A 23,032-nucleotide genomic window follows, 5' to 3' on the forward strand; every position below is an offset into this window, starting at 1 on the left:
AGGTGCCAAGGCACCTGTTTTTTTATTAGTTACGGATTAAGTAATCAAATGCACCTAAAGCTGCGTTTGCACCTGAACCCATAGAGATGATGATTTGTTTGTACGGATTATTTGTACAGTCACCTGCAGCAAACACTCCTGGTACGTTTGTAGCGCCGTGCTTGTCTGTTACGATTTCACCGCGAACGCGTTCAACTGTTTCGCCTAACCAGTCTGTGTTTGGTACAAGACCGATTTGTACGAATACACCTTGTAATTCAACGTGATGAACTTCTTCAGTTTCACGATCGATGTAAGAAATACCGTTTACTTTATCAGTACCAGTGATTTCTTTCGTTTGAACGTTTTTCAGAACAGTTACGTTTGGTAAGCTGTTAAGACGCTCTTGTAATACAGCATCAGCTTTTAATTCTGGCATGAATTCAAGAACAGTTACGTGCTTAACGATACCTGCTAAGTCGATAGCTGCTTCAATACCAGAGTTACCTCCACCGATAACTGCTACGTCTTTTCCAGTGAATAATGGACCGTCACAGTGTGGGCAATATGCTACACCTTTATTTTTGAACTCAGCTTCACCTGGTACGCCAACATTACGCCAGCGAGCACCTGTAGAAACGATTACGCTCTTACTTTTCAGAATAGCGCCGTTTTCAAGTTCCACTTCAATAAGTTCTTTTTTCTCTAAACGTTTCGCACGTTGTAGATTCATTACATCGATGTCGTATTCTTTTACGTGTTCTTCAAGGCTTGCTACTAGCTTAGGACCTTCAGTCTTTTTTACGCTGATGAAGTTCTCAATGCCCATAGTATCCATTACTTGACCACCGAAGCGCTCAGCAACGATACCAGTGCGGATGCCTTTACGTGCTGCGTAAATTGCTGCACTTGCACCAGCAGGGCCACCACCAACAACAAGAACATCGTATGGATCTTTATCAGAAAGCTCTGATGCATCTGGACCGTTACCCATTTTAGCTAAAATTTCTTCAAGTGTCATACGACCGCTTCCGAAAGATTCGCCGTTTAGGTAAACAGTTGGTACTGCCATGATGTCTTTGCTTTCTACTTCCTCTTTGAATGCAGCGCCATCAATCATAGTATGTGTAATACCAGGGTTAAGAACGCTCATTACGTTAAGAGCTTGTACAACATCAGGACAGTTATGACAACTTAGGCTGATATAAGATTCAAAATGATATTCGCCTTGAATGTTTTTAATTTGATCGATTAATTTTTGTTCAACTTTTGGAGCGCGTCCACTTACTTGTAGTAAAGCTAACACTAATGATGTAAATTCGTGTCCTAATGGAATACCAGCGAATACGACACCAGTGTCTTCACCAGGGCGGTTTACGCTAAAGCTTGGTGTTCTCTCTAATTCAACTTTTTCTACTGTAATCTTAGATGACATAGTAGCTAATTCGTCTACTAGAGCTAACATATCTTTAGATACGTTATCGTCTCCTGCGCTTACCTTAAGTAAAATATCGTTCTCCATTAATTGAAGGTATTGGGATAGTTGTGTTTTTATATCTGCATCTAGTATCATTTTGATCGAACTCCTTAGATTTTGCCTACAAGGTCAAGGCTTGGTTTAAGTGTTGCAGAACCCTCTTGCCATTTAGCTGGGCAAACTTCACCTGGGTTGTTACGTACGTATTGAGCAGCTTTAATTTTGTTAACAAGAATGCTTGCGTCACGGCCGATACCGTCAGCATTGATTTCCATAGATTGGATAACGCCGTCTGGATCGATGATGAATGTACCACGAGCAGCAAGACCTTCTTCTTCCATTAAAACGTTGAAGTTTGTAGTGATTGTGCGAGTTGGGTCACCAATCATGATGTACTCGATTTTGCCGATAGTTTCTGAGCTATCATGCCATGCTTTGTGAGTGAAGTGAGTGTCTGTAGATACAGAGTATACTTCAACGCCTAAGTCTTTTAGAGTTGCGTATTGGTTTTGTAAGTCTTCAAGTTCAGTTGGGCAAACGAATGTGAAGTCAGCTGGGTAGAAACAAACTACACTCCATTTTCCTTTTAAACTTTCGTCAGTAACTTGGATAAATTCTCCATTATGGTAAGCATTAGCTTTAAACGGTTTTACTTCTGTGCCGATTAATAACATATTAAAATTCCTCCTAAATGTTGGTTTTGAGCATCAAAAAATAGTGTGCTCATAAAATATATTTTTTAATTAACTATAATAATTCTAATTCGATATTAATTATCATATAGAAGTGGTTATTTTGTCAAGAGAATAAACCAACTTTATACCGATTTAATTAATATTTATTCTCAATTAAGGCTAACAGAGAATGGAAAGGTAACTTTAAGTTTATAAATTTTCAATGATTGTTTGAAAGAGTAGTGTGTATGTTAGAGATATGGTGTAAGTGTAAATTCTTAGGAAGGAAATATTTCTTAGAAGTTATGTATTTGAAAAGGAACTGCTTATTTCTATTTTACAAAGAATTGTGCGATAAATAAAATAAAATGAATCGAAATCTTTTTGAACAATTTTTGTCATCTCGAATATATAATTAGGAAGTATATTACGATGATAGTTAGAAATATTGACTCAAAGTGCTAACGAGATATAATAAAACCTAGATATACCTTTCAAAAAGAAGAATACATATTTATAGGATGAAAAAATTCAACCTATTATTTTTTATAGCTTTTAGAAAACGCTTACAATTGGTGTGGAGGGGAAACCATGTCTAAGTTCACAAAGTATTTTTTAATGGAAGCTAAAGATGTGATTGCATATGTGAAAGAGAAATTATCTAAGTTTGAACATGCAAAGGGGCTGAAGTGTAAAGAAATAGGTGATGGCAATTTAAATTATGTGTTCCGCGTTTGGGATGAAAAAGAGAACATGTCTGTCATCGTAAAGCAAGCTGGGGATACAGCTCGCATTTCAGATGAGTTTAAGTTGTCGACGAATCGTATTCGCATAGAATCAGATGTTTTGCAGTTAGAGGATGAGTTAGCACCTGGACTTGTTCCTAAGGTGTATTTATTTGATAGTGTGATGAACTGTTGCGTAATGGAAGATTTATCGAATCACACAATATTACGTACAGCACTTATAAATCATCAAATATTTCCGCGGCTTGCTGACGACTTAACTACTTTTATGGTAAATACACTTTTATTAACATCGGATGTTGTAATGAATCATAAAGAGAAGAAGGAACTTGTGAAGAATTATATAAATCCTGAATTATGTGAGATTACAGAGGACCTCGTATATTCAGAACCATTTACAAATCATAATAAGCGTAATGAGTTATTTCCTTTAAATGAGGGATGGATTAGGGAGCATATTTATAGTGATAAAGAGCTTCGTATGGAAGTAGCGAAACGTAAATTTTCTTTTATGACGAATGCACAGGCGCTTATTCATGGTGATTTACATACTGGTTCTGTTTTTGTAAGAGATGATTCTACAAAGGTTATTGATCCTGAGTTTGCTTTTTATGGACCTATGGGATATGACGTCGGGAATGTAATGGCGAATTTAATGTTTGCTTGGGTGAATGCAGATGCAACGATGCTACCTGGAGCTGAGAAAGATACGTATATGGATTGGTTACAAACTACGATGGTAGAGGTAATTGATTTATTTAAGAAGAAGTTTTTAGATGCTTGGGATATTCATGTGACCGAGATTATGGCGAAGGAAGAAGGCTTTAACGAAGCCTATTTACAATCTGTATTAGAGGATACAGCTGCAGTGACAGGTCTTGAATTAATCCGCCGTATTGTTGGATTAGCGAAAGTAAAAGATATTACTTGTATTGAGAATGAGGAAGCACGTGCTAGAGCGGAGCGAATTTGTCTTAAAGTAGCGAAGAGTTTTATTTTACGAGCGAATCAATATAGAACGGGTACAAGTTTTGTAGAAACGTTAAAAGAACAGTCAATGCACTACGCGGAGTAAGGGGAGAATATGATGGAAGAGCAATTAATACCAATTCAGTGGAAAGATGATGCTTTAGTTTTGTTAGATCAAACGTTATTACCGAATGAAATTGTTTATGAATCTTTTAAAACAGCTGAAAGTGTGTGGGATGCCATTCAAGTAATGAAAGTACGAGGTGCACCAGCGATTGGTGTTTCAGCAGCTTATGGAGTGTATTTAGGGATAAAGGAATTTGCTGAAGGTACGGAAGAAGGATTTATGGATGAAGTAAGAAAGGTATGTACATACTTGGCGACATCAAGACCGACTGCCGTAAATTTATTTTGGGCACTTGAAAGAATGGAAAGTGTAGCGACAGATAATATTCATTTATCAATCTCACAGCTGAAAAATAGATTACTAGAAGAGGCAAAAGAGATTCATAGAGAAGATGAAGAAATTAACCGTCAAATTGGAGAACATGCATTAACATTATTCCATGATGGAATGGGAGTATTAACACATTGTAATGCTGGTGCGTTAGCGACGACTAAGTATGGTACTGCGACGGCTCCAATGTACTTAGCGAAAGAAAAAGGATGGGACTTAAAAATCTTTTCGGATGAAACACGTCCAAGATTACAAGGGTCAACGTTAACGGCATTAGAACTACAGCGAGCGGGAATTGATGTTACTGTTATTACGGATAATATGGCAGCTATGGTCATGTCACAAGGGAAGATTGATGCAGTAATCGTTGGATGCGATCGTGTGGCAGCGAACGGTGATATAGCAAATAAAATTGGCACATTAGGCGTATCTATTTTAGCTAAGTACTACAACATTCCGTTTTATGTAGCAGCGCCAACACCGACAATCGACTTAAAAACACCGACAGGAAAAGAAATTCCCATCGAGGAAAGAGATGCTTCGGAAGTGATTAATCGCTTCGGACAATATTCTGCTCCGAAAGAAAGTAAAGTATATAATCCAGCATTTGATGTTACTCCACATGAAAATGTAACAGCGATTGTTACAGAAAAAGGGATTGTAAAGGCACCGTTTACGGAGAATTTAAAAAAGCTATTTCAATAAGTAGATAAATGTAAAAGTCAGTCATCATAAGCTTCATACTTAGGGGGATGTATATGTTATTACAAAAAGAAAGAGAAGAAATTGTAGCGTATGGAAAGAAAATGATTTCTAGTGGTTTAACAAAGGGGACGGGTGGTAATATTAGTATCTTTAATCGTGAACAAGGTCTTGTTGCGATTAGCCCAAGTGGTTTAGAGTATTATGAAACAAAGCCTGAAGATGTAGTTATATTAAACCTAGATGGTGAAGTAGTAGAAGGAGAGAGAAAACCATCAAGTGAATTAGATATGCACCTTATTTACTATAGGAAGCGTGAAGATATAAATGCGCTTGTGCATACACATTCTCCTTACGCGAAGACGATTGCGTCATTAGGATGGGAGCTTCCGGCTGTGTCATATTTAATTGCTTTTGCAGGCCCGAATGTCCGCTGTGCGCCGTATGAAACATTTGGTACGAAGCAATTAGCGGATGCTGCTTTTGAAGGCATGATTGATCGCCGAGCTGTGCTACTTGCAAATCACGGTTTAATTGCTGGTGCAAATAATATAAAAATGGCGTTTACTGTTGCAGAAGAGATTGAGTTTTGTGCTCAAATTTATTATCAAACGAAAAGCATTGGGGAACCAAAGCTATTGCCAGAAGATGAGATGGAGAATTTGGCGAAGAAGTTTGAAGGGTATGGGCAGCAGTAGAATGAAACAAAGACACCCTCAAGGAAAGATCTTGAGGGTGTCTTTTACGCTTTTTTAAGCAACAAATACATAAAGTAAGGAGCCCCAATTAAAGCAACGACAATACCTGCTGGAATGCCATTAGGATCAACGATATTTCGTCCGATTGTATCTGCTAATAATAATAGCCATCCGCCGATTAAAAGGGCGATAGGCATGAAAATTTGATGTCTTGGACCTACTAAAGATTTCGCAATATGAGGAGCCATTAATCCGATAAAGCTAATTCCTCCTGTTACGGAAACAGCTGCAGCTGCAAGTGCAACGGCTGCAACTAATAAGTACCTGCGTTCTTTTTCAATTTCAATTCCAACGCCAATTGCGACTGGTTCGTTTAATGCTAAAATGTTTAATCGATTTGCTTTATAGAAAATAAACGGAATGAATACGATTAACCATGGGAGCATTGCTAAAACGAAGATCCAGTCATCTCCCCAAATATTTCCGGCAATCCATTTTGAAATAAAGTCTACTTTCATACGATCCGCGGATGAAATAAGGACAATCATCGTTCCAGATAGTGCAAATGCAAAACCGATACCGGTTAATGTTAATCGGATTGGTTGAAGTCCAGTTGATTTACTATATGAAAATACGTAAATTAGAACAGCTGTCAGAAATGCTCCGATAAATCCAACTACAGGTAGTAAGTAAAGAAATGAACCTACATCTATTGGAAAGTATAAAAAGAAAATAGCAACAGCAACACCGGCCCCAGAGTTAATACCAAGAATACCAGGTTCAGCTAAATCATTTCGGGTAATTCCTTGCAGAATAGCCCCTGATAAGGCGAGAGCCATACCAGCTAATAATGTAATGACAATTCTAGGTAGTCTTAAAGAGTATAAAACAAACTCCTCTTTAAAAGTCCCTTGCCCCATTAATGTTGGGAGTAGTCGATCATAAGATAAAGACGCTGAACCAAGTCCCATTCCAACTACAATGGTTGTGATGATTACTATAAGTAAAGCGAGTATAATGAGACGCTGTTTTCTTAAAATAGATTGCATCATGAGAATGTTTTTCCTCCTTTACGTACAATGAATAGGAAGAATGGTAACCCTACAATCGCAACAATTGCCGCAACTGGTGTTTCGTATGGAGCGTTAATAGTACGTCCGATTGTATCTGCAAGTAGCATAAAGGAAGCTCCAGCAATTGCTGACATCGGTATAACAAATCGGTAATCTGGACCGACAATTGGGCGTACCATGTGAGGTACCATTAAGCCGATAAATGCCATATTTCCAACAAGCGCTACAGATGCACCTGCAAGTAAGATAATAATGATAAATAAAATAGTTTTAATAACAATAATTTTTTGACCTAGTCCAATAGCCACTTCCTCACTGAAACTAAGAACTGTCAATTTTTTTGCTAGTAAGATAGCGATAAAGATACTAATTGAAATGACTGGAATAATAATTTTTAATTGGCTCCAAGTTGTTCCAATTACGCCCCCAGCAGTCCAAAGTGATACATCTTGTGAAATTTTAAAGTAAATGCCGATTCCTTCTGAAATTGCGAGTAGAAATGCTGAAACTGCAGCGCCTGCTAATACAATTCGAAGAGGAGAAAGGCCGCCTTTTTTCACCATACCAATTCCAAATACCATAATTGCGCCAATTGCCGCACCGATAAAGCAAGCTAATGTTAAGTAAAGATAGCTGATGGAAGGGTTGAAAGCAAGTGTCAGTGCAAGCGCAGCATTTGCTCCACCAGATAGCCCTAATAATCCAGGATCCGCAAGTGGATTTCGTGTTAATCCTTGCATAATTGCCCCAGAAACGGCTAATCCAGCTCCTACAAAAATAGCAGCAACTTCACGTGGTAAACGTATTTCTCGAATAATAGATATTTTGTCTCCTTTAGCGGAGGAAGTGAGTGCTAACCATACATCTTTTATCGAAGTATCTGCAGCACCTAATACCATTGCAACCATAAAAATAAGAAAGAATGCAATTAAGCTTAAAATTAGTTTGTATGTAAAAGCTATAGAACGTGGATTGTCATGATCTTTTGTCATTCGTTTCACATCTTTTCTGTTCATAGAATAAAGGAAGAGGAATTCTTAAATTAAGAATTCCTCATGTTTGTATTATTTACCAAGAAAGCTCTTCTTGAAGAAGTCTAGTTGGAAATCTAATGTAAGTGGATCATTGAAATAGAATTCCATCATGTTTGCTTCATATACGCGATTATTTTTTACTGCTGGGATGTTTTTATATGATTCTGTCTCTTGGAATGAGTTATCAGTATCTTTGTTTTTACTTACGATTAAGTAATCACCAGCAAATTCAGGTAATACCTCAGTAGATAATGCGTAGTAACCTTCTTTTAATGCTTTTTCTTTTACTTTTTCAGGCATTTTTAATTTCATTTCTTGGTACAGGATTTCTGTTCCGCGGCCCCAGTTCTCGCCGTATACATAAAGCTGTTTGTTGAAGTTTTCTACAACAGAAACTGTTGCATCTTCACCGATTTTTGCTTTAATTTCTTTACCAGCTTCTTGTGCACGTTTCTTGAAGTCATCAACCCAAGTTTTTGCTTCTTTTTCTTTATTTAATAACTTACCGATTTCTAAATGCTGTGTTAAGTAATCAACTTTTCCGTAAGTGTATGTTACAGTAGGCGCGATTTTCTTTAACTTATCGACATTTTTAACATTTGATAAACCGATGATTAAATCTGGATTTAGTTCAGCGATTTTTTCAACATTTTCATCAGATACTTCAGCAACATCTTTAAGTTTGCTATCAAAACGTGGGTTTTGTTTAGACCATGAATCTACCCCAACAAGATTTACACCTAATGACATTACGTTACCAGCGAATGATGATAATACAACAACGCGTTTTGGATTTGCAGGAACTTCTACTTTTTTACCATCTTCAGATTGGTATGTAATTGTTTCTGATTTGCTACCTTTTGCATCGTTCTTTTTGTCTGTAGAGCTATTGCTACAAGCGCTCATAACAAGAACGAAAAGGACTGTTAGTGAAATAAATAACTTTTTCATCGTCTTTCTCCTTTAACATAGATGATATGTGTATACAATAATTTGTTTAACTGCAATCTTTTTGAAATAGTAGTGGTAATGCAAAATAATTTATTAAAAATCTTGAATATGAGATTTTATAATATAGTAATAACCATATTAATGAAAGAAGATGTAATCTCAAATTTGCTAATTATTAACAAAATGATAATGATTATCACTATTGATTCTTTAAATAATATAATTTTATATAGGTGTATTGTCAATAGTAATTTTGATTGTAAATTTTGCGGAAACAGGTTATATTTTATTGAGAATGATAATCAACGATTAATAGCTGAGGAGTGAGCACGAATGAATCGAGAAGAATTGTTTGATGTAACCGTGATAGGCGGAGGACCTGCAGGGCTTTATTCAGCTTTTTATAGTGGACTCAGAGAAATGAGAACGAAAATAATAGAATTTCAACCACATTTAGGTGGAAAAATACATGTGTATCCGGAAAAAATGATTTGGGATGTAGGAGGACTATTGCCAGTTACAGGTGATAAGTTAATTGAACAACTTGTACAGCAAGGGTTAACATTTAAGCCGGAAGTTGTATTAGATACAAAAGTAGAATCGATTATTCGTAATCAAGATGGTACTTTTACATTAAAAACAAGTACTGGCGAAGAACACTTTTCAAAAACAGTTATCGTCGCAACAGGAAGTGGTATATTGAAACCGCAAAAGTTATCTATTGAAGGTGCTGAGCGATTTGAAGTATCGAATTTAAATTATACAGTTAAATCTTTAAAGCGTTTTAAAGGTAAAACAGTTATTATTTCCGGTGGAGGCAATTCTGCTGTTGATTGGGCAAATGAATTGGAACCAATTGCGAAAAAAGTGTATGTAACTTATAGAAAAGAAGAATTATCTGGTCATGAAGCACAAGTAAAACAACTTATGAACAGCTCAGCGGAGTGTTTCTTTAATACATCGATTACAAAATTAATTGCCGGTGATAATCATGAAGCGATTGAATATGTAGAATTAACAAATCATGAAACAGGTGAGGTTTCTCATTTACCTATTGATGAAGTTATTATTAATCATGGATATGAACGCGACATTACATTATTAGAAAATAGTGAGTTAGACGTTGCAATTATAGATAATTATTATATTGCAGGTAATGCAAATAGTGAGTCTTCAGTAGATGGATTATATGCTGCTGGAGATATTTTAAAGCACGAAGGGAAACTACACTTAATTGCAGGTGCATTCCAAGATGCTGGAAATGCTGTGAATAAAGCAAAACAATTTATCCAACCAGATGCAAGTGAGTACGGAATGGTTTCTTCTCATAATGAAGTATTTAAGAAGAGAAATCGCGAACTGATTAAGCAGATGATGAAATAATAAGGAACAAGTATACCCCCACGTATTTCTCTATTCAAGTGAATGAGAGATGTACGTGGGGGTTTTCCTGTTTACTATATTTTCTATCATTATAATGACACCGGTTTCATCAGTTCATATGATATGAACATTTTATTGGTAAAGCATCCTAGAAAACAATTTAGCTATGTTTTGCTTACACAGAACATGGCTAAATTACGCTGTCCCTTTAGCGCGTTTATTAGGAAATGGCATATTTAGTATAGAAGCAATATACTGTTTTCCGTGTTTTCGAGCCAATGATTCTAATATTTGACGGACGCGTTTTGTAAGATGACCTTGTTTTTGGATGGCTTCACAATATGCGTCATAGAAGGCATATTTAGCCCAAAGGAAATCATCTTGTTGGAATAAGAAATGATTTTTGTACCATTCACCAATTGTATGATAACAATTGTTTTCATGTATTGCTGTGCTTTGAGAAAGAAAACGATCAGATAAAGATACATTCAAATGAGAAATTGTGTTTTCTGTTTCAACTTGTAGTGTTTTTTCTAACATTGTAATGATGTGACGAGTAGCCATATGTTAACTCTCCTTTGTGTAAATGGGTAATACCATTCTATATTTAAAAAATTCTTACTATATAATACTATACAATATATGGAATGCATCTACCTGCTTTTTGAACTGCATTTACAAAATCTTTTTTATTTGTTTACAAAAATAAAGTAAAGTAAGATACAGTATAGATGAAAAAATAATAAAGGAATGAACGCATTGTATATAACAATAGAAGAGACTGCGGAGTATTTGAATTTACCAAAATCGTATATTGAAGAGTTAATTCAGCAAAAGAAAATTCGTGCGCTATTCGATGGAGAGCAATATTTAGTAAATAAAGAACAATTCAATACGCATTTAGAACAAATGGAGAAATATAAGCAATTAGTGGAAGAAATATTGAACGAACCAATTCCAGAAGATATGGATGTTAAAGACGAAGATTAAACTATGGGAAATCCCTTATGAAGATATGCAGAAATGTATCTTCATAAGGGATTTTTTGTTTGAAGATATCAAAAACATAAGGAGTTCTTAGCCTTTCTTCAAATTTTGATAGGTAGTAGTCTACCATGTTAAAAGCATATTTTTTTCTAGCTAGGACAAACATAGAGAACGTAACCTGTACAGATACATATACTATCAGTGCAAAAGCTTATAAATTAATGGAAGGGGTTTTCTCGTGAGTTTATTTCATTGTGATTTTCTGAAAGACTTAATTGGATCTTTTGTGAGAGTAAACAGGGGTGGTCCAGAATCTCAAAAAGGAACAATAATATCAGTATGTCAGGACTACTTCGTATTGAAGAATGAAAAAGGTGAGCTTTATTACTATCAACTTAAACATCTAAAAAGTATTACAAAAAATGCGAAAGAATGTGGATCAAGTGATTGTGAGTGGGAAGATTGCGCCTGTGCAGAAGATTTTGAAGCACTACTTGAAAGTTTCAAATATTGCTGGGTGAAAATTAATCGCGGCGGTCCAGAGAAAGTGGAAGGCATTTTGCAAGATGTTTCTTGTGACTTCGTAACATTAATCGTAAAAGAAGAAATTATATTAATTGCAATAAAGCATATTAAAAGTGTTAACTATAATGCTTTAGCATGCGGAGAGAGCGATGAGAGCGACGATAGTAAGGAAAGTAGCGATAATTCAGGTCGTGCTCGTGCACAAAGACAATCAAGTAGAGGAAGATAATAAGAAAGGGGGATACGAAATTGGAGAATGTATTATGCTGTGACCAAATTAAATGTTTAGTTGGTGAGACTGTAAAAGTAAACCTTCGTGGACCAGAAAGTCGAGTTGGTGAGCTCGTATCGTTAGGAAAAGATTATCTAACGTTACAGTTACCTCATGGTGAATTAGTATATTATCAGTTGAAACATGTGAAGAGTCTAGTGAAGAAAGTGAAAGAAAGTAAATGTGGCGATTGCTATAGTTCATGTTTCTGCTCTGATGAGGATACTTTTTTAGATATATTAAAAGACTTGAAGTATAAGTGGGTAAAAATTAATCGTGGCGGTCCAGAGTGTGTGGAAGGTTTATTAAGTGAGGTACACCATGGCTGTATTACACTAGTAAACGGCGATGAAGTTATTTATGTAATTAAGTCTCATATTAAGAGTGTGAGTCAAGTAGTTAAATGTAAAAAGAATGAAGATGAATAATGTTTAATAAATAAGAGGGGCATTATGAGGGAAAGAGAAGAACAATTTCTTATTTCGATAGTATGAAAAGGAATTACTTACTATTAAAACAGAACTTTGCCCTGATTATTTTTTTAGAAATGGAAGACAGATAAGAAGAAATTCGTAGGAAGGAGGATATAGATGAATGAGTTAAACAAAAGTATTGGAGAAAATATATATGTTAAATTAATCGGTGAAAAAAGATTTAAAGGTGTATTAATTGATGTAGGAAATGATATCGTTGTTCTTTACAATGGACAAGACTACGTATATATATCTTTATATCATGTACAATATTATAAGTTTTTAAGATCAAATGATGAAGAAATCTCAAAACCAGATGTGGATTCTGTAATTAAGAGAGAGTCTCCTTCAATTTCTTTGAGGAAAGTATTAAGTACATCTAAAGGGATTTTTACGGAAATTTATGTAGCCGGAAATGCTCCAATACATGGTTATGTTACAAGTGTGATGAACGATTATATTGTTTTTTATAGTCCAGTTTATAAAACTGTATATATATCTTTAAAACACTTGAAATGGTTAATTCCGTATAAAGAAAATCAAGTGCCTTATGCCCTCAATAAAAATGAACTCCCCGTGAATCCGTTAAATATTACGTTAGCTCGAACGTTTGAAGAACAGCTTATTAAAATGGCTGGGAAAATTATGGTGTTCGATTTAGGTGAGGAGTCCAATAAAATTGGAAAAATGGCGAAAATTGATGAAGGTCATATTGAAATATCAAAAGCACGTGATGCGAAAATGTATGTAAATATTCAACATGTAAAATCTGTCCATTGTCCGTAAGCTAGTTGAAAGGGCTGGCTTTTTCTTTTATATGCAGAAGAAAAGGTCGAGCCTATTTGTTTTAGTTTAATTTGGAGATGAGGGGAAAATGAATTGAATATAAGCATAGTATAGTGTGATTTTTTAAAAGGTAACTTTGCACTAACTTATAAACATTGTGTACGAGCTATCTTATTATATATTCAATTTATTTTTTGAGGAGGAGCTGCTCAACTAATTTATTAAAGGGGTTTTGTTTGTGGAGCAGTTTCCGAATTCGTTATCAATTACATTGCTTGGTAGTGCTGGTGGAGCAGCAAAAGCAGTTTTAGCAATTTTAAATCAAGCGATAGCAAATGAAAAAGATCCAATTTATGAAGTATTAAAGAATGCTAAATTTCATTTGGTGGATATAAAACAAAAAGATAGGAATTATTACGATGAGTTGTTTTCGAATTTGAAAGATCAATTATATTTATATGAAATAAACCTTCAAAATGTAGTGGAATTTAAAAAGCATTTAAAAGAAAAAAGAACGAGTGTTGTGATTGATGTTTCAGGGGCAGATACAATTAGAGTATTAAGCTGCTGTAATGAACTAGGAATTTGTTATATTAATTCAGCCTTGGAAAATGAGGCAGTAGATCAGGACGATAGCTTAATCGGCTTTCAGCTTACGGAAAGATATACAAGGTTTGAGAAGGAGAAAGAGAAATTTACAAATACAAAAGCGATTATAGGTTCAGGTATGAATCCAGGTGTTGTTCAATGGATGGTTGTTGAGCTTATGAAGGAACGACCAAATGAAAGGCCAAGAGCATGTTATATTGTAGAACATGACACATCGTTTTTAAATGATACAGCACTTATAAAGCCACATACACTTTATGCTTCATGGGCAGTAGAGCGATTTTTAGATGAAGCAATCTGGAGTTATCCGATGTATATGAGTCATCATCGTCCTCTTTACTTTTATGAAGATGTATATGCTTCAGAGTATAAAGTGAAGTTAGGAGAAAAAGAATTCTATGGTTGTTTAATGCCACATGAGGAAGTATTAATTTTAGGGAAAAACTTTAATATGGAAGTTGGTTTTCTTTACCGAATTAATGAGTATACAACAAATATAATTAGACAGAACTTAGATCAAGTAGAAGATTTATGGAACTGGAATCGTAAAGTGTTTAATCCAGCGGAAGAAGAGGTTGCTGGAGAGGACTTGGTCGGTGTGTTACTCGTTTATGAAAATAGTGAGACATATATGTATAATGTGATGAATAGTAGCCAAGTTTTTCGTAAATATAAAACGAATGCAACGTATTTTCAAGTAGGGTGCGGGATTTATGCGGGCTTGTCCAGTTTACTTTTAGATCAATTTGAACAAGGTGCTTATTACGTTGAGGAGTTGTTATTAAATACAGAAAGTAAGTACGGTGAGTATTTAAATTTATATATGAAGGATTTTGTAATAGGGCATAATAATTTTACGGATGGATTGTTACATGACAGGGTAAGATGGATGTAAGTTGTTACCAAAAGGAAGGGGAGATCTCCTTCCTTTCATTATTATAAGGTTAAATATTGCCCTGAAAGCAATTTCATACTTATACTTTAAGGAGATAACAATGAAAGTTTTTTGTATCGATCAAGGGGAGTTTTTATATGAATAAATACAAGAGCTTGATTTATGAAGAAAGAAGAGCCTTAAAGGTATTTATATTATTATTTTATATTATATTCTTTTTATATGACGCTATATATTATTTTGTATATCCTGCTATGAATATTAGTGGAACAGCGGTAGGTTGGCCAGAAGGCAGTCTTGGGATAGGTGTGCCTATATTTGTAATAGCATTATTTCCTATTTCTATATATCTTCAAAAAAGAGGGTATGTATATTCTGTAAAATATTTATTTTTATTTGGGTACATGTTTATCAATCTTGTGAATAATTTAATGATTTATTTGCGAACGGATAGACCTTTTGAACATGGTAGTATGGTAGAAATGTTATTAATTTTATTTGCCCCAGTTTTCGTGAATAGAAAATACTTTTATTTAGTTTCCTTTAGTGTAATTGGAAAGTACGTATTTTTCACATTGCTATTACAAGATTTAAAAGTGGTAATTCCACTTGTTTTATGTATATTCTATTTCATTATTTCACATTCTTTATTAAAACGATTTCAATCTTATGTAAGAACAGTGGTTGAAATGATGAACAATATGAAAGAGACGGAAAATTTAGCTGTGATTGGGACTATGTCTACAACAATTGCCCATGAAATTCGAAATCCGCTAACAGCGTTAAAAGGGTTTACGCAAATGCAAAAAGAAAGAAATCCAACTGATACGATGAGCTACGACATTATGCTACAAGAAATTGAAAGAGTCAATGGATTTGTTAGTGAATTGATGTTGTTAGGAAAACCAAAGCCAACAAATTATGAAAGGTGTAATATACGAGACATCCTTCTATATGTTGTGCATCTAATGGAAAGTTATGCAACGCAATATAGAGTTAAATGTCATTTACAAGTAGATGGGAATTTACCGGCTATAAACGGTGATGATAAGCAATTAAAACAAGTGTTATTAAATATCATTAAAAATGGAATAGAATCAATGCCAGAGGGTGGAGAAATTCATATCCGTGCATATCAAAAAACGCAAGGACATTTGTGTATTTCTGTTGAAGACCAAGGATTTGGTATAGAGAATGAGAAGTTAGAAAAAATCGGCAAGGCGTTTTACACAACAAAGGAGACTGGTACAGGACTTGGATTAATGATTACATATAAAATTATTAAGGAACATCAAGGGAGTATCACGATCCAAAGTAGTGTAGGAGTAGGAACGAAAGTAGAAATTTTTTTGCCGACCTTTTAATGTATTGGGAGAAAAGATTTTTCAGAAAAGTGTTCTTGTTGTGTAAATATAAACATTTTATAAAATGTTTCAAGAAGGGTTTTTTTTATAAAATACTTCGTTTATAATGGAGGAAAATATCGACATGAGATTGATTGCTCATGTAGCGGTTCAGTAGTGTTATGAAAAGATAAGAAGGGGTGCACACGCATCCTTTTTTCTATGCAGATATTATGAAAGAGGTGGTATGATGGAATTAACATTAAATTCGACTGTATGTTTACACACGATTCAATTTCGAAAAGAGCAAAAGAATTATATTGTAAAAGATACAATTACAGGAGAAAAATATGAAATGCCGCCACTTTGGATTGATGCATTGGCAATGATGCGTGACGGTTTTTTATTGGGGGAAATTGAGGAGAAATTAAAAGAAGAGTATCCATCCGAAGAAGTGAATATGTTAGCATTCACGAGGCAACTGTTAGAACTAGAACTTGTTGAAATGGTAGATGGAGAAGAGATAGCTTGCACAAAGAAGAAAGAGATAGATTGTTTAGCTTGGGTGCGTCCTCGTGTGGAACAATTCTTTCTTAATTTAAATAGAAAATATAGAAGCAAAGACCAGTAGTGGCCTTTGCTTTTTTTATAGGCTGTGTTTAAAAAATAACAGCAAATGCTCTTGCGAAAGCACCGTCACTATTTTTAATTTTTAAAGGTGCTGCTGAGAAAAAGAAACGTTTTGCTTCGATAGCATCTAGATTTGTTAAGTTTTCAATTAAGTAAATATCATTCCCTAGTAATATGTGATGAATCGGTGATGTTTCTGTTGTGACTTCATCAGGAGAAATGAAATCTAAACCGATAGATTTTACTTTTAATCGCACTAGTTCTTTAGCTAATTCTTCAGAAAGATAAAATGCTTCCTTCTCATAAGCTTCTGTATTCCATTTTGTGGATAGATTAGAATGAAAAATAACAATATCACCTTCTTTTATGTCAGTATTATGCAATACTGTCTTAGGTAATTTTCGCTCTTGAATATGTGTTACATCTATAAGAACAGCTTCACCTACAAATTGATCCAGCGGTAATTGATCGATGGTCGTTGCGCCTGAAATAAAATGCGCAGGAGCATCACAATGCGTGCCAACATGAACGACAGAATGAAAATCTGTAACTTGATATCCTGATTCTTCAACACTTGTAACAGCTTCTAGTTGTATTTTAGGTGTTCCAGGAAATTGAGACATATTATTTTCAAATGTTTGTGATAAATCAATTACTTTCATTTTACATACCTCCAATATATGTTTTTCAAATAATAAAAAGCTCATCCTTCAGTATCAAGAAAGATGAGCTTTACATGCTAGTTGAGTTTTATCTTCCAAAATGCATTGCATTTTGCAGGAATTAGCACCTATTCAGTTCGTATAAACTGAGGTTGCTGGGCTTCAAAGGGCCGGTCCCTCTGCCTCTCTTGATAAAGAAGTATTCAGTTTTTAAAATTGGAACTTTCTGATAGTTAAATTGTAATTCATTTCCTTTTTGCGTGCAATACAAAATAGGTATTCACCCAAATAAAGCTGCTCGCATATTGTAGCTTATGTAAATAGAATGCTGCGAAGGAGTGAGTGCAGTGACAGGAAATGTATTAAATTATTATGCTGGTGGTAATACAGCTAGGGGATTTCACAATTTATACGAAGAGAATTTAAAAGGATTAGACAGATTATTTATCTTAAAGGGTGGCCCAGGAACGGGAAAATCTTCTTTAATAAAGGCAATAGGTCGTGAATGGATTGAAAAAGGATATGATATTGAATTTTTACATTGTTCTTCTGATAATAAATCGGTTGATGGTGTAATTATCCCACAATTAAAAGTAGGAATTGTTGATGGGACATCGCCGCATGTTATTGAGCCAAAAATGCCAGGAGTTGTTGAAGAGTATATAAATTTAGGAATTGCTTGGGACTCAGATAAACTAAGAAAGCAGAAGTTAGAAATTGAAAGATTTGTTTCAGAAGCAAGCAAAGCTTTTCAGTCTGCTTACGCACGTTTTAAAGAGGCATTGGTTATACATGATGAGTGGGAGAAGATATATATTGATAATATAGATTTTAATAAAGCAAATGAACTAACCAATCAGCTAATCCAGAAATTATTTGCAGATAAAAGCGGGAGACAATCGCTTGTAAAACATCGTTTTTTAGGAGCTGCTACACCGAAAGGAGCAGTTGATTTTGTTCCTAATTTAACAGAAGGGTTACCACATCGTTATTTTATAAAAGGGCGCCCAGGCTCTGGAAAATCGACGATGCTCAAAAAGTTAGCTAAGGCAGCTGAAGAAAAAGGGTTTGAAGTTGAAGTATATCATTGCGGATTTGACCCGAATAGTCTTGATATGGTTATCGTAAGAGAATTAGGTTTTGCAATTTTTGATAGCACCGCACCACATGAATATTTTCCAAGTCGCGAGGGTGATGAAATTATTGATATGTATGCCCTTATTGTTACGCCAGGGACGGATGAGAAATATGCGAAGGAAATTCGTGATGTTTCCATTCAATATAAAGCAAAAATGAATGAGGCGATGTCTTTCTTAGCGAAAGCAAAATCGATTCGTGATAAATTAGAACGAATTTATATTGCTGCTATGGATTTTTCAATAGTAGATGCATATAAAGAGGAGATTCAAAAAGAGTTTGAACGAATTGCTGCTACTGTAATTGAAAAGCAACAATAGACGTTTCATTAGGCTGTCAGTAATTTCTGACAGTTTTTTTAGTATGTAGTAAAATTAATAGTGTATTGTCGAATTTCCAGGGAAATAATCAAAAAATGGAGATGTTATGAAATGAGAGAGAAAATCGAGTTGGAGTTAGAAAGAATTGAAAAAGAGAATGATGTAAAAATTTTATTTGCGGTGGAATCAGGGAGTCGTGCTTGGGGGTTTCCATCGAAAGATAGCGATTATGATGTTAGGTTTGTTTATATACATCCGGTAGAATGGTATTTATCAATTCATGACAAACGAGATGTAATTGAATATCCAATTAGTGATGATTTAGATATAAGTGGTTGGGATATTAAAAAGGCGTTGCAACTATTCGCGAAGTCGAACCCAGCTTTACTTGAGTGGATTCGATCACCAATTTTTTATTCGAAAAACTCTAATTTTCCAGAACTACTTCAACAGATGAGTGAGAAGAATTTTGATCCAAAAGCAACGATATATCATTATTTACATATGGCGTCGAAAAATTATCGTGAATTTTTGCAAGGTGAGAATGTAAAGTTGAAAAAGTACTTTTATGTATTACGCCCTATTTTAGCTTGTAAGTGGCTAGAAGAGAAAGCAACTTTACCACCTGTAGAATTTGATCGATTGATTACAGAATTACCATTAGAACGTAGTGTATTAGATGAGATTGAAAAGTTGTTAATAAAGAAAAAAGCAGGTACTGAATTAGATGTTGGATTGAAAATTAAGGTGCTAAATCAATTTTTAGAAGAACAAATTCATTACTATGGGCAATATGTAAAAGGAATTGAAAAGGGATCAGGGATCGATATTGAGATTTTAAATACATTATTTCGAGACATGCTGTTTGAAGCATATGAAAAAGAGCACAAGTAAGTTTGTGCTCTTTTTATTTTGTAGGAATGAAGAAAACAGATATAGCTGCGATAAGACCTGCAAAGGAGAATAAGTAAAAATTCCATGCTAAGTCATATTGCATTGTCATAATAATACCGACGAGAATAGGGCCAGCAATTGCACCAACTCGGCCAAGCCCCAGTCCCCAGCCTAAGGAGGTAGCTCGGATATGTGATGGGAAGTATTGTGTTACATATGCATTTAATATTTGAGTAATACCGACTGATCCAATACCAGCAAGGCCAATTAAAAGATAAATGATTGTAACAGATGGTTTGATTGTTAATAGTCCGATACATATGGCTGCCATAAGATAAGAGATGCTAATAACAATTTTTGCTCCTATACGATCAGCAATTGCTCCAGCGAATAAAGCGCCGATAGCTGCGGTAATATTTAGCATAAGTAGAAATGACAGACTAGACCCAAGAGGATATCCTGCCTGGCGCATCATCTGTGGTAACCAAGTGTTTAAACCATATATTAAAAACATTCCCATTATATAAGTGATCCAAAAAAGTAGCGTTGCTTTTATGTATTCTTTTGAGAATAAAGTAAAAAATCCATTTTTCTTTCGTATAGTAGATGGGTCTTGATGAGTTTTATCTTTTACATGAAATTCAATTTGAAAACGATTAAGAATTTGGTTCACTTCTTCTTGGCGATTACGTGATAATAAAAATTGAATGGACTCGGGTAAATAGCGAATAATGAAAGGAATGAGGAGTAGTGGAATCATTCCGATACCAAACATAATTCTCCATCCGAAATCTGCTAACATAAGCATGGACAAAATAGCACTTAACACGATACCTAAAGGATAGCCAGTAAACATAAGAGCATAAATAAAAGATTGCCTTTTTTTGGGTGAATATTCAACAGTAAGTGCTGAAGCTGTTGGGATAACACCGCCTAATCCGATTCCTCCTACAAATCGAGATAATCCAAATAACTCAGGAGAAGGAGCGATAGCCGCTAAACCCATTGTGATAGAAAAAAGTGCTAAACAGCATATAAGCGTCCATTTACGCCCAATTAGATCTGTAATCGTTCCAACTAGAATAGCTCCAATAAACATCCCAAATAAAGCATAGCTTGCAATTGTACCAGCATGCGCTGGTGATAGCGCCCAGCTTTTGTCTTCTAGGAGCTTTGGTAGAACGGCACCGTAAATACCTAAATCATATCCATCAGCTAAAATGGCTAGCCAACAAATAAAAACAACAAGTTTTGTAATAGAGCTTGGAAAGATAGTTTCTGTAGATTCTAGATGAGGTGGAGCTGAAGGTTGCATAATATTCACCCCTTTTAATTTGTAGATGAATATATTATTTTATTTAATGTTAATATTTTCCTCCTTGTGTCGAATTTTATCTGAAAAGGGGTTATAACAAATAAAGAAGTTCAACAGTAATTTTGTTGAACTTCTTTATTTGTTTACTCATTATCAACTCGTTTTAACGGTTGATCTGCTGGGCCTTCAATAACGTCCCCCTCAATAGAAAAACGAGAACCGTGGCAAGGGCAATCCCAAGTACAATCACCATTATTCCATTCAACTTCACAGCCGAGATGTGTACAAGTTGTATCGACGATATGTAATTTTCCTTCTTTGTCTTTATAAGCACCTGCTCGTTTACCGTTAACATGTACGACAGATCCTTCACCAACTTCGAGATCTTCTGGCTTACGTAATGCGGTTTCAATCTTTCCTTCAATTAAATGTTTCGCAACATCAATGTTTTGGGAGAGGAACGTTTTTATATCTGGATTTGCATGGAAGCGTGATGGTGCATACAGTTCTTTATAGGGACTGTGAACTTTTAGGATGGAGTCCTTCAGTAGGTGAGCGGCAGCAGTTCCAGTTGTCATTCCCCATTTGCGATATCCAGTTGCAACAAATATATTTGGATTTCTTTCGTTAATATGTCCGATATAAGGAAGCTTATCTAGAGTGATTAAATCTTGTGCTGACCATCTATAAGGAACTTCGTCTATTCCAAAAGTTGCTTCAGCAAAAGAATAGAGTGCTTCATAATGAAGCATCGTATTTATTCCTTGTCCTGTTTTATGACTCTCTCCGCCAATCAAAATTAATTTTTCTCCATTGTTTGTTATATAGCGTAAGGAGCGCTTTGGATCATCAATACTTAAATACATGCCACCTGGATAATCTGTTTTTGCTTTTATTGCAAGAGCGTAGGAGCGTTCTGCGTACATTCGCGTAAAGAAAAAGCTATTCGCATCATAAAAAGGAAAATGTGAACAAGAGACGACATATTCACAAGTGATATGATGGCCCTCTTTTGTAATTATTTGTGGATAATCTCCCTTTTCCACATCCATAGCTGTTGTTTGTTCGTAGAGCTTTCCGCCCATCTCCACAAACTTTTCTAAAAGTGTTTTTAAATAAAGAAGGGGATGGAATTGTGCTTGATTTTTCATTACAAGTGCAGATTGTACTGGAATAGGAATCGATAGAGATTGAACATAGTCACAAGGTATATTTAATTTTTGATAAGCTTCATATTCTTTCGTTAAATTTCTTAATCCGTTATCGGTAGTTGTATATAAATATGAATCTTCATTTGAGAAATTACAGTCGATTTTATATGTTTGAACAGTTTCATTTATGAATTGTAGAGCCTGATTATTTGATTCATAGTAAAGCCCGGCCTTTTCTACACCGAAATGATTTATTAATTCATCATAAATAAGATCATGTTGTGCTGTTACTTTCGCTGTTGTATGCCCAGTTGTTCCATTTAAAATACGACCAGAATCAATTAAAACAACATCGATGCCTTCTTTTGCAAGTAAATAGGCGGTAGTAATACCTGTAATACCAGCACCGATAATAGCAACTTTCGTCTTTATATTTTCGGATAAACGAGGGAAAGTAGGAAACTGAGTAGATTCAATCCAATAAGATAGCGGCAGTTGTGGAAATGTATCACTTGTCATTGCGGAAACCTCCTGATTTTAGAACAATTTTCCTTTTAATATTTCCATATTATATGAAATTCATGTGTGTTGTTTTAGAAGTAGTCTATTTTTATTAAAAGAGGTTATAAATTATTTTAATATAATTAATTAGATGGGGCATTATGAAGTGGTAGGATTTATATAAAACTAAATTCAAGGGATTCTGTTTGTTGATTACATAGGGAGTTATTGAATGAGATAGAGTCTATGGCGTTTAAGAAAATGTCTATATATAGTGGGTAAATCCTTATGGAATCTATACATTTTCTTTAGTGAAATAAAGTATGATTATAAAAATATAACCACCTTTTATTACTAGGTCATAAAAGGTGTTGACAATATAGAAATTCT

At 34.8% G+C, this 23,032-nt stretch carries 22 protein-coding genes and 1 riboswitch; of the genes, 13 read left to right on the forward strand and 9 right to left on the reverse strand.

Features of this window, described 5'->3' with window-relative positions; translation table 11 throughout:
* Positions 1-25 precede the first annotated feature (25 nt).
* Together ahpF and ahpC are read right to left on the reverse strand one after the other, a co-directional pair.
* Entirely contained in the window at positions 26-1,552 is a 1,527-nt protein-coding gene (ahpF, locus tag DN399_RS01995) for an alkyl hydroperoxide reductase subunit F (protein ID WP_000599501.1), read from the reverse strand.
* 14 nt (positions 1,553-1,566) lie between these two features.
* Positions 1,567-2,130: an alkyl hydroperoxide reductase subunit C gene (ahpC, locus tag DN399_RS02000; protein WP_000924420.1), complete on the reverse strand. Its 564-nt coding sequence runs from the start codon at positions 2,128-2,130 to the stop codon at positions 1,567-1,569.
* A gap of 591 nt (positions 2,131-2,721) precedes the next feature.
* Between ahpC and mtnK the strand changes: the two genes are divergently transcribed.
* From mtnK to DN399_RS02015, 3 genes are read left to right on the forward strand one after another with little or no spacing between them, the layout of a single operon-like run.
* Positions 2,722-3,951, forward strand: coding sequence for an S-methyl-5-thioribose kinase (gene mtnK, locus DN399_RS02005; RefSeq protein ID WP_000033223.1), 1,230 nt, complete (start codon positions 2,722-2,724; stop codon positions 3,949-3,951).
* Between the two features lie 9 nt (positions 3,952-3,960).
* Complete coding sequence (mtnA, locus tag DN399_RS02010; protein ID WP_086385321.1) at positions 3,961-5,007, forward strand: S-methyl-5-thioribose-1-phosphate isomerase; 1,047 nt, start codon at positions 3,961-3,963, stop codon at positions 5,005-5,007.
* Positions 5,008-5,060: 53 nt separating this feature from the next.
* Positions 5,061-5,702: an L-fuculose-phosphate aldolase gene (locus DN399_RS02015; protein WP_000926554.1), complete on the forward strand. Its 642-nt coding sequence runs from the start codon at positions 5,061-5,063 to the stop codon at positions 5,700-5,702.
* Between the two features lie 44 nt (positions 5,703-5,746).
* Here the strand turns inward: DN399_RS02015 and DN399_RS02020 are convergent, their stop codons facing one another.
* The 3 genes from DN399_RS02020 to DN399_RS02030 are packed head-to-tail and all read right to left on the reverse strand — an operon-like array spanning position 5,747 to position 8,760.
* Positions 5,747-6,754, reverse strand: a complete 1,008-nt coding sequence (locus tag DN399_RS02020) for a FecCD family ABC transporter permease (RefSeq protein ID WP_000983753.1) — start codon at positions 6,752-6,754, stop codon at positions 5,747-5,749.
* Positions 6,751-7,791 carry a FecCD family ABC transporter permease gene (locus DN399_RS02025; RefSeq protein ID WP_002025239.1) on the reverse strand — a complete coding sequence of 347 codons (1,041 nt, stop codon included), beginning with the start codon at positions 7,789-7,791 and terminating at the stop codon, positions 6,751-6,753. The genes DN399_RS02020 and DN399_RS02025 overlap by 4 nt, the downstream gene beginning before the upstream one ends.
* 48 nt (positions 7,792-7,839) lie before the next feature.
* Positions 7,840-8,760, reverse strand: a complete 921-nt coding sequence (locus DN399_RS02030) for an iron-hydroxamate ABC transporter substrate-binding protein (protein ID WP_000732597.1) — start codon at positions 8,758-8,760, stop codon at positions 7,840-7,842.
* A gap of 333 nt (positions 8,761-9,093) precedes the next feature.
* On the opposite strand from DN399_RS02030, the gene DN399_RS02040 reads away from it, so the two are divergent.
* Complete coding sequence (locus DN399_RS02040; RefSeq protein ID WP_001078299.1) at positions 9,094-10,143, forward strand: NAD(P)/FAD-dependent oxidoreductase; 1,050 nt, start codon at positions 9,094-9,096, stop codon at positions 10,141-10,143.
* A gap of 195 nt (positions 10,144-10,338) precedes the next feature.
* On the opposite strand, the gene DN399_RS02050 is transcribed toward DN399_RS02040, so the two are convergent.
* Positions 10,339-10,707 carry a hypothetical protein gene (locus DN399_RS02050; RefSeq protein WP_000235476.1) on the reverse strand — a complete coding sequence of 123 codons (369 nt, stop codon included), beginning with the start codon at positions 10,705-10,707 and terminating at the stop codon, positions 10,339-10,341.
* A gap of 186 nt (positions 10,708-10,893) precedes the next feature.
* Between DN399_RS02050 and DN399_RS02055 the strand changes: the two genes are divergently transcribed.
* From DN399_RS02055 to DN399_RS02085, 7 genes are all read left to right on the forward strand, one after another.
* Positions 10,894-11,133 carry a helix-turn-helix domain-containing protein gene (locus tag DN399_RS02055; protein ID WP_002025240.1) on the forward strand — a complete coding sequence of 80 codons (240 nt, stop codon included), beginning with the start codon at positions 10,894-10,896 and terminating at the stop codon, positions 11,131-11,133.
* Positions 11,134-11,368: 235 nt separating this feature from the next.
* Positions 11,369-11,884 carry a spore coat protein B gene (locus tag DN399_RS02060; RefSeq protein WP_000051525.1) on the forward strand — a complete coding sequence of 172 codons (516 nt, stop codon included), beginning with the start codon at positions 11,369-11,371 and terminating at the stop codon, positions 11,882-11,884.
* Positions 11,885-11,904: 20 nt separating this feature from the next.
* Positions 11,905-12,354, forward strand: coding sequence for a spore coat protein B (locus DN399_RS02065; protein WP_000432509.1), 450 nt, complete (start codon positions 11,905-11,907; stop codon positions 12,352-12,354).
* 162 nt (positions 12,355-12,516) lie between these two features.
* Positions 12,517-13,185, forward strand: a complete 669-nt coding sequence (locus tag DN399_RS02070; RefSeq protein ID WP_001004284.1) for an LSm family protein — start codon at positions 12,517-12,519, stop codon at positions 13,183-13,185.
* Between the two features lie 238 nt (positions 13,186-13,423).
* Positions 13,424-14,689, forward strand: coding sequence for an S-adenosylmethionine decarboxylase related protein (locus DN399_RS02075; protein ID WP_086385319.1), 1,266 nt, complete (start codon positions 13,424-13,426; stop codon positions 14,687-14,689).
* A 137-nt stretch (positions 14,690-14,826) separates the two neighbouring features.
* The gene (locus DN399_RS02080; RefSeq protein ID WP_001046110.1) at positions 14,827-16,053 is read left to right on the forward strand and encodes an ATP-binding protein; all 1,227 of its coding nucleotides are present in this window, start codon (positions 14,827-14,829) and stop codon (positions 16,051-16,053) included.
* 229 nt (positions 16,054-16,282) lie between these two features.
* A complete protein-coding gene (locus DN399_RS02085) occupies positions 16,283-16,663 on the forward strand; it encodes a hypothetical protein (protein ID WP_000424116.1) in 381 nt (126 codons plus the stop codon).
* 28 nt (positions 16,664-16,691) lie between these two features.
* Here the strand turns inward: DN399_RS02085 and DN399_RS02090 are convergent, their stop codons facing one another.
* Positions 16,692-17,324 (reverse strand): cyclase family protein, encoded by a 633-nt coding sequence (locus tag DN399_RS02090; protein WP_006926178.1) that lies wholly within the window; start codon positions 17,322-17,324, stop codon positions 16,692-16,694.
* An 85-nt stretch (positions 17,325-17,409) separates the two neighbouring features.
* Positions 17,410-17,522: riboswitch (SAM riboswitch) on the reverse strand.
* A gap of 149 nt (positions 17,523-17,671) precedes the next feature.
* On the opposite strand from DN399_RS02090, the gene DN399_RS02095 reads away from it, so the two are divergent.
* On the forward strand, positions 17,672-18,781 hold the full coding sequence (locus tag DN399_RS02095) for a PRK06851 family protein (protein WP_006926177.1): 1,110 nt from the start codon (positions 17,672-17,674) through the stop codon (positions 18,779-18,781).
* Positions 18,782-18,892: 111 nt separating this feature from the next.
* Entirely contained in the window at positions 18,893-19,675 is a 783-nt protein-coding gene (locus DN399_RS02100) for a nucleotidyltransferase domain-containing protein (RefSeq protein WP_001208232.1), read from the forward strand.
* 13 nt (positions 19,676-19,688) lie between these two features.
* On the opposite strand, the gene DN399_RS02105 is transcribed toward DN399_RS02100, so the two are convergent.
* The gene (locus DN399_RS02105) at positions 19,689-20,990 is read right to left on the reverse strand and encodes an MFS transporter (RefSeq protein WP_149149303.1); all 1,302 of its coding nucleotides are present in this window, start codon (positions 20,988-20,990) and stop codon (positions 19,689-19,691) included.
* 143 nt (positions 20,991-21,133) lie between these two features.
* Entirely contained in the window at positions 21,134-22,660 is a 1,527-nt protein-coding gene (locus tag DN399_RS02110; RefSeq protein ID WP_006926165.1) for an FAD-dependent oxidoreductase, read from the reverse strand.
* Between the last annotated feature and the right edge of the window lie 372 nt (positions 22,661-23,032).

This window comes from Bacillus sp. AR4-2 (assembly GCF_008274865.1).
Lineage (GTDB): Bacteria > Bacillota > Bacilli > Bacillales > Bacillaceae_G > Bacillus_A > Bacillus_A cereus.

Excerpts from the sequence above, each read along its gene's own strand:
- ahpF (WP_000599501.1), bottom strand. The coding sequence starts at position 1,552 with ATGATACTAGATGCAGATATAAAAACACAACTATCCCAATACCTTCAA.
- ahpC (WP_000924420.1), bottom strand. The coding sequence starts at position 2,130 with ATGTTATTAATCGGCACAGAAGTAAAACCGTTTAAAGCTAATGCTTAC.
- mtnK (WP_000033223.1), top strand. The coding sequence starts at position 2,722 with ATGTCTAAGTTCACAAAGTATTTTTTAATGGAAGCTAAAGATGTGATT.
- mtnA (WP_086385321.1), top strand. The coding sequence starts at position 3,961 with ATGATGGAAGAGCAATTAATACCAATTCAGTGGAAAGATGATGCTTTA.
- DN399_RS02015 (WP_000926554.1), top strand. The coding sequence starts at position 5,061 with ATGTTATTACAAAAAGAAAGAGAAGAAATTGTAGCGTATGGAAAGAAA.
- DN399_RS02020 (WP_000983753.1), bottom strand. The coding sequence starts at position 6,754 with ATGATGCAATCTATTTTAAGAAAACAGCGTCTCATTATACTCGCTTTA.
- DN399_RS02025 (WP_002025239.1), bottom strand. The coding sequence starts at position 7,791 with ATGAACAGAAAAGATGTGAAACGAATGACAAAAGATCATGACAATCCA.
- DN399_RS02030 (WP_000732597.1), bottom strand. The coding sequence starts at position 8,760 with ATGAAAAAGTTATTTATTTCACTAACAGTCCTTTTCGTTCTTGTTATG.
- DN399_RS02040 (WP_001078299.1), top strand. The coding sequence starts at position 9,094 with ATGAATCGAGAAGAATTGTTTGATGTAACCGTGATAGGCGGAGGACCT.
- DN399_RS02050 (WP_000235476.1), bottom strand. The coding sequence starts at position 10,707 with ATGGCTACTCGTCACATCATTACAATGTTAGAAAAAACACTACAAGTT.
- DN399_RS02055 (WP_002025240.1), top strand. The coding sequence starts at position 10,894 with ATGAACGCATTGTATATAACAATAGAAGAGACTGCGGAGTATTTGAAT.
- DN399_RS02070 (WP_001004284.1), top strand. The coding sequence starts at position 12,517 with ATGAATGAGTTAAACAAAAGTATTGGAGAAAATATATATGTTAAATTA.
- DN399_RS02080 (WP_001046110.1), top strand. The coding sequence starts at position 14,827 with ATGAATAAATACAAGAGCTTGATTTATGAAGAAAGAAGAGCCTTAAAG.
- DN399_RS02085 (WP_000424116.1), top strand. The coding sequence starts at position 16,283 with ATGGAATTAACATTAAATTCGACTGTATGTTTACACACGATTCAATTT.
- DN399_RS02090 (WP_006926178.1), bottom strand. The coding sequence starts at position 17,324 with ATGAAAGTAATTGATTTATCACAAACATTTGAAAATAATATGTCTCAA.
- DN399_RS02100 (WP_001208232.1), top strand. The coding sequence starts at position 18,893 with ATGAGAGAGAAAATCGAGTTGGAGTTAGAAAGAATTGAAAAAGAGAAT.
- DN399_RS02105 (WP_149149303.1), bottom strand. The coding sequence starts at position 20,990 with ATGCAACCTTCAGCTCCACCTCATCTAGAATCTACAGAAACTATCTTT.
- DN399_RS02110 (WP_006926165.1), bottom strand. The coding sequence starts at position 22,660 with ATGACAAGTGATACATTTCCACAACTGCCGCTATCTTATTGGATTGAA.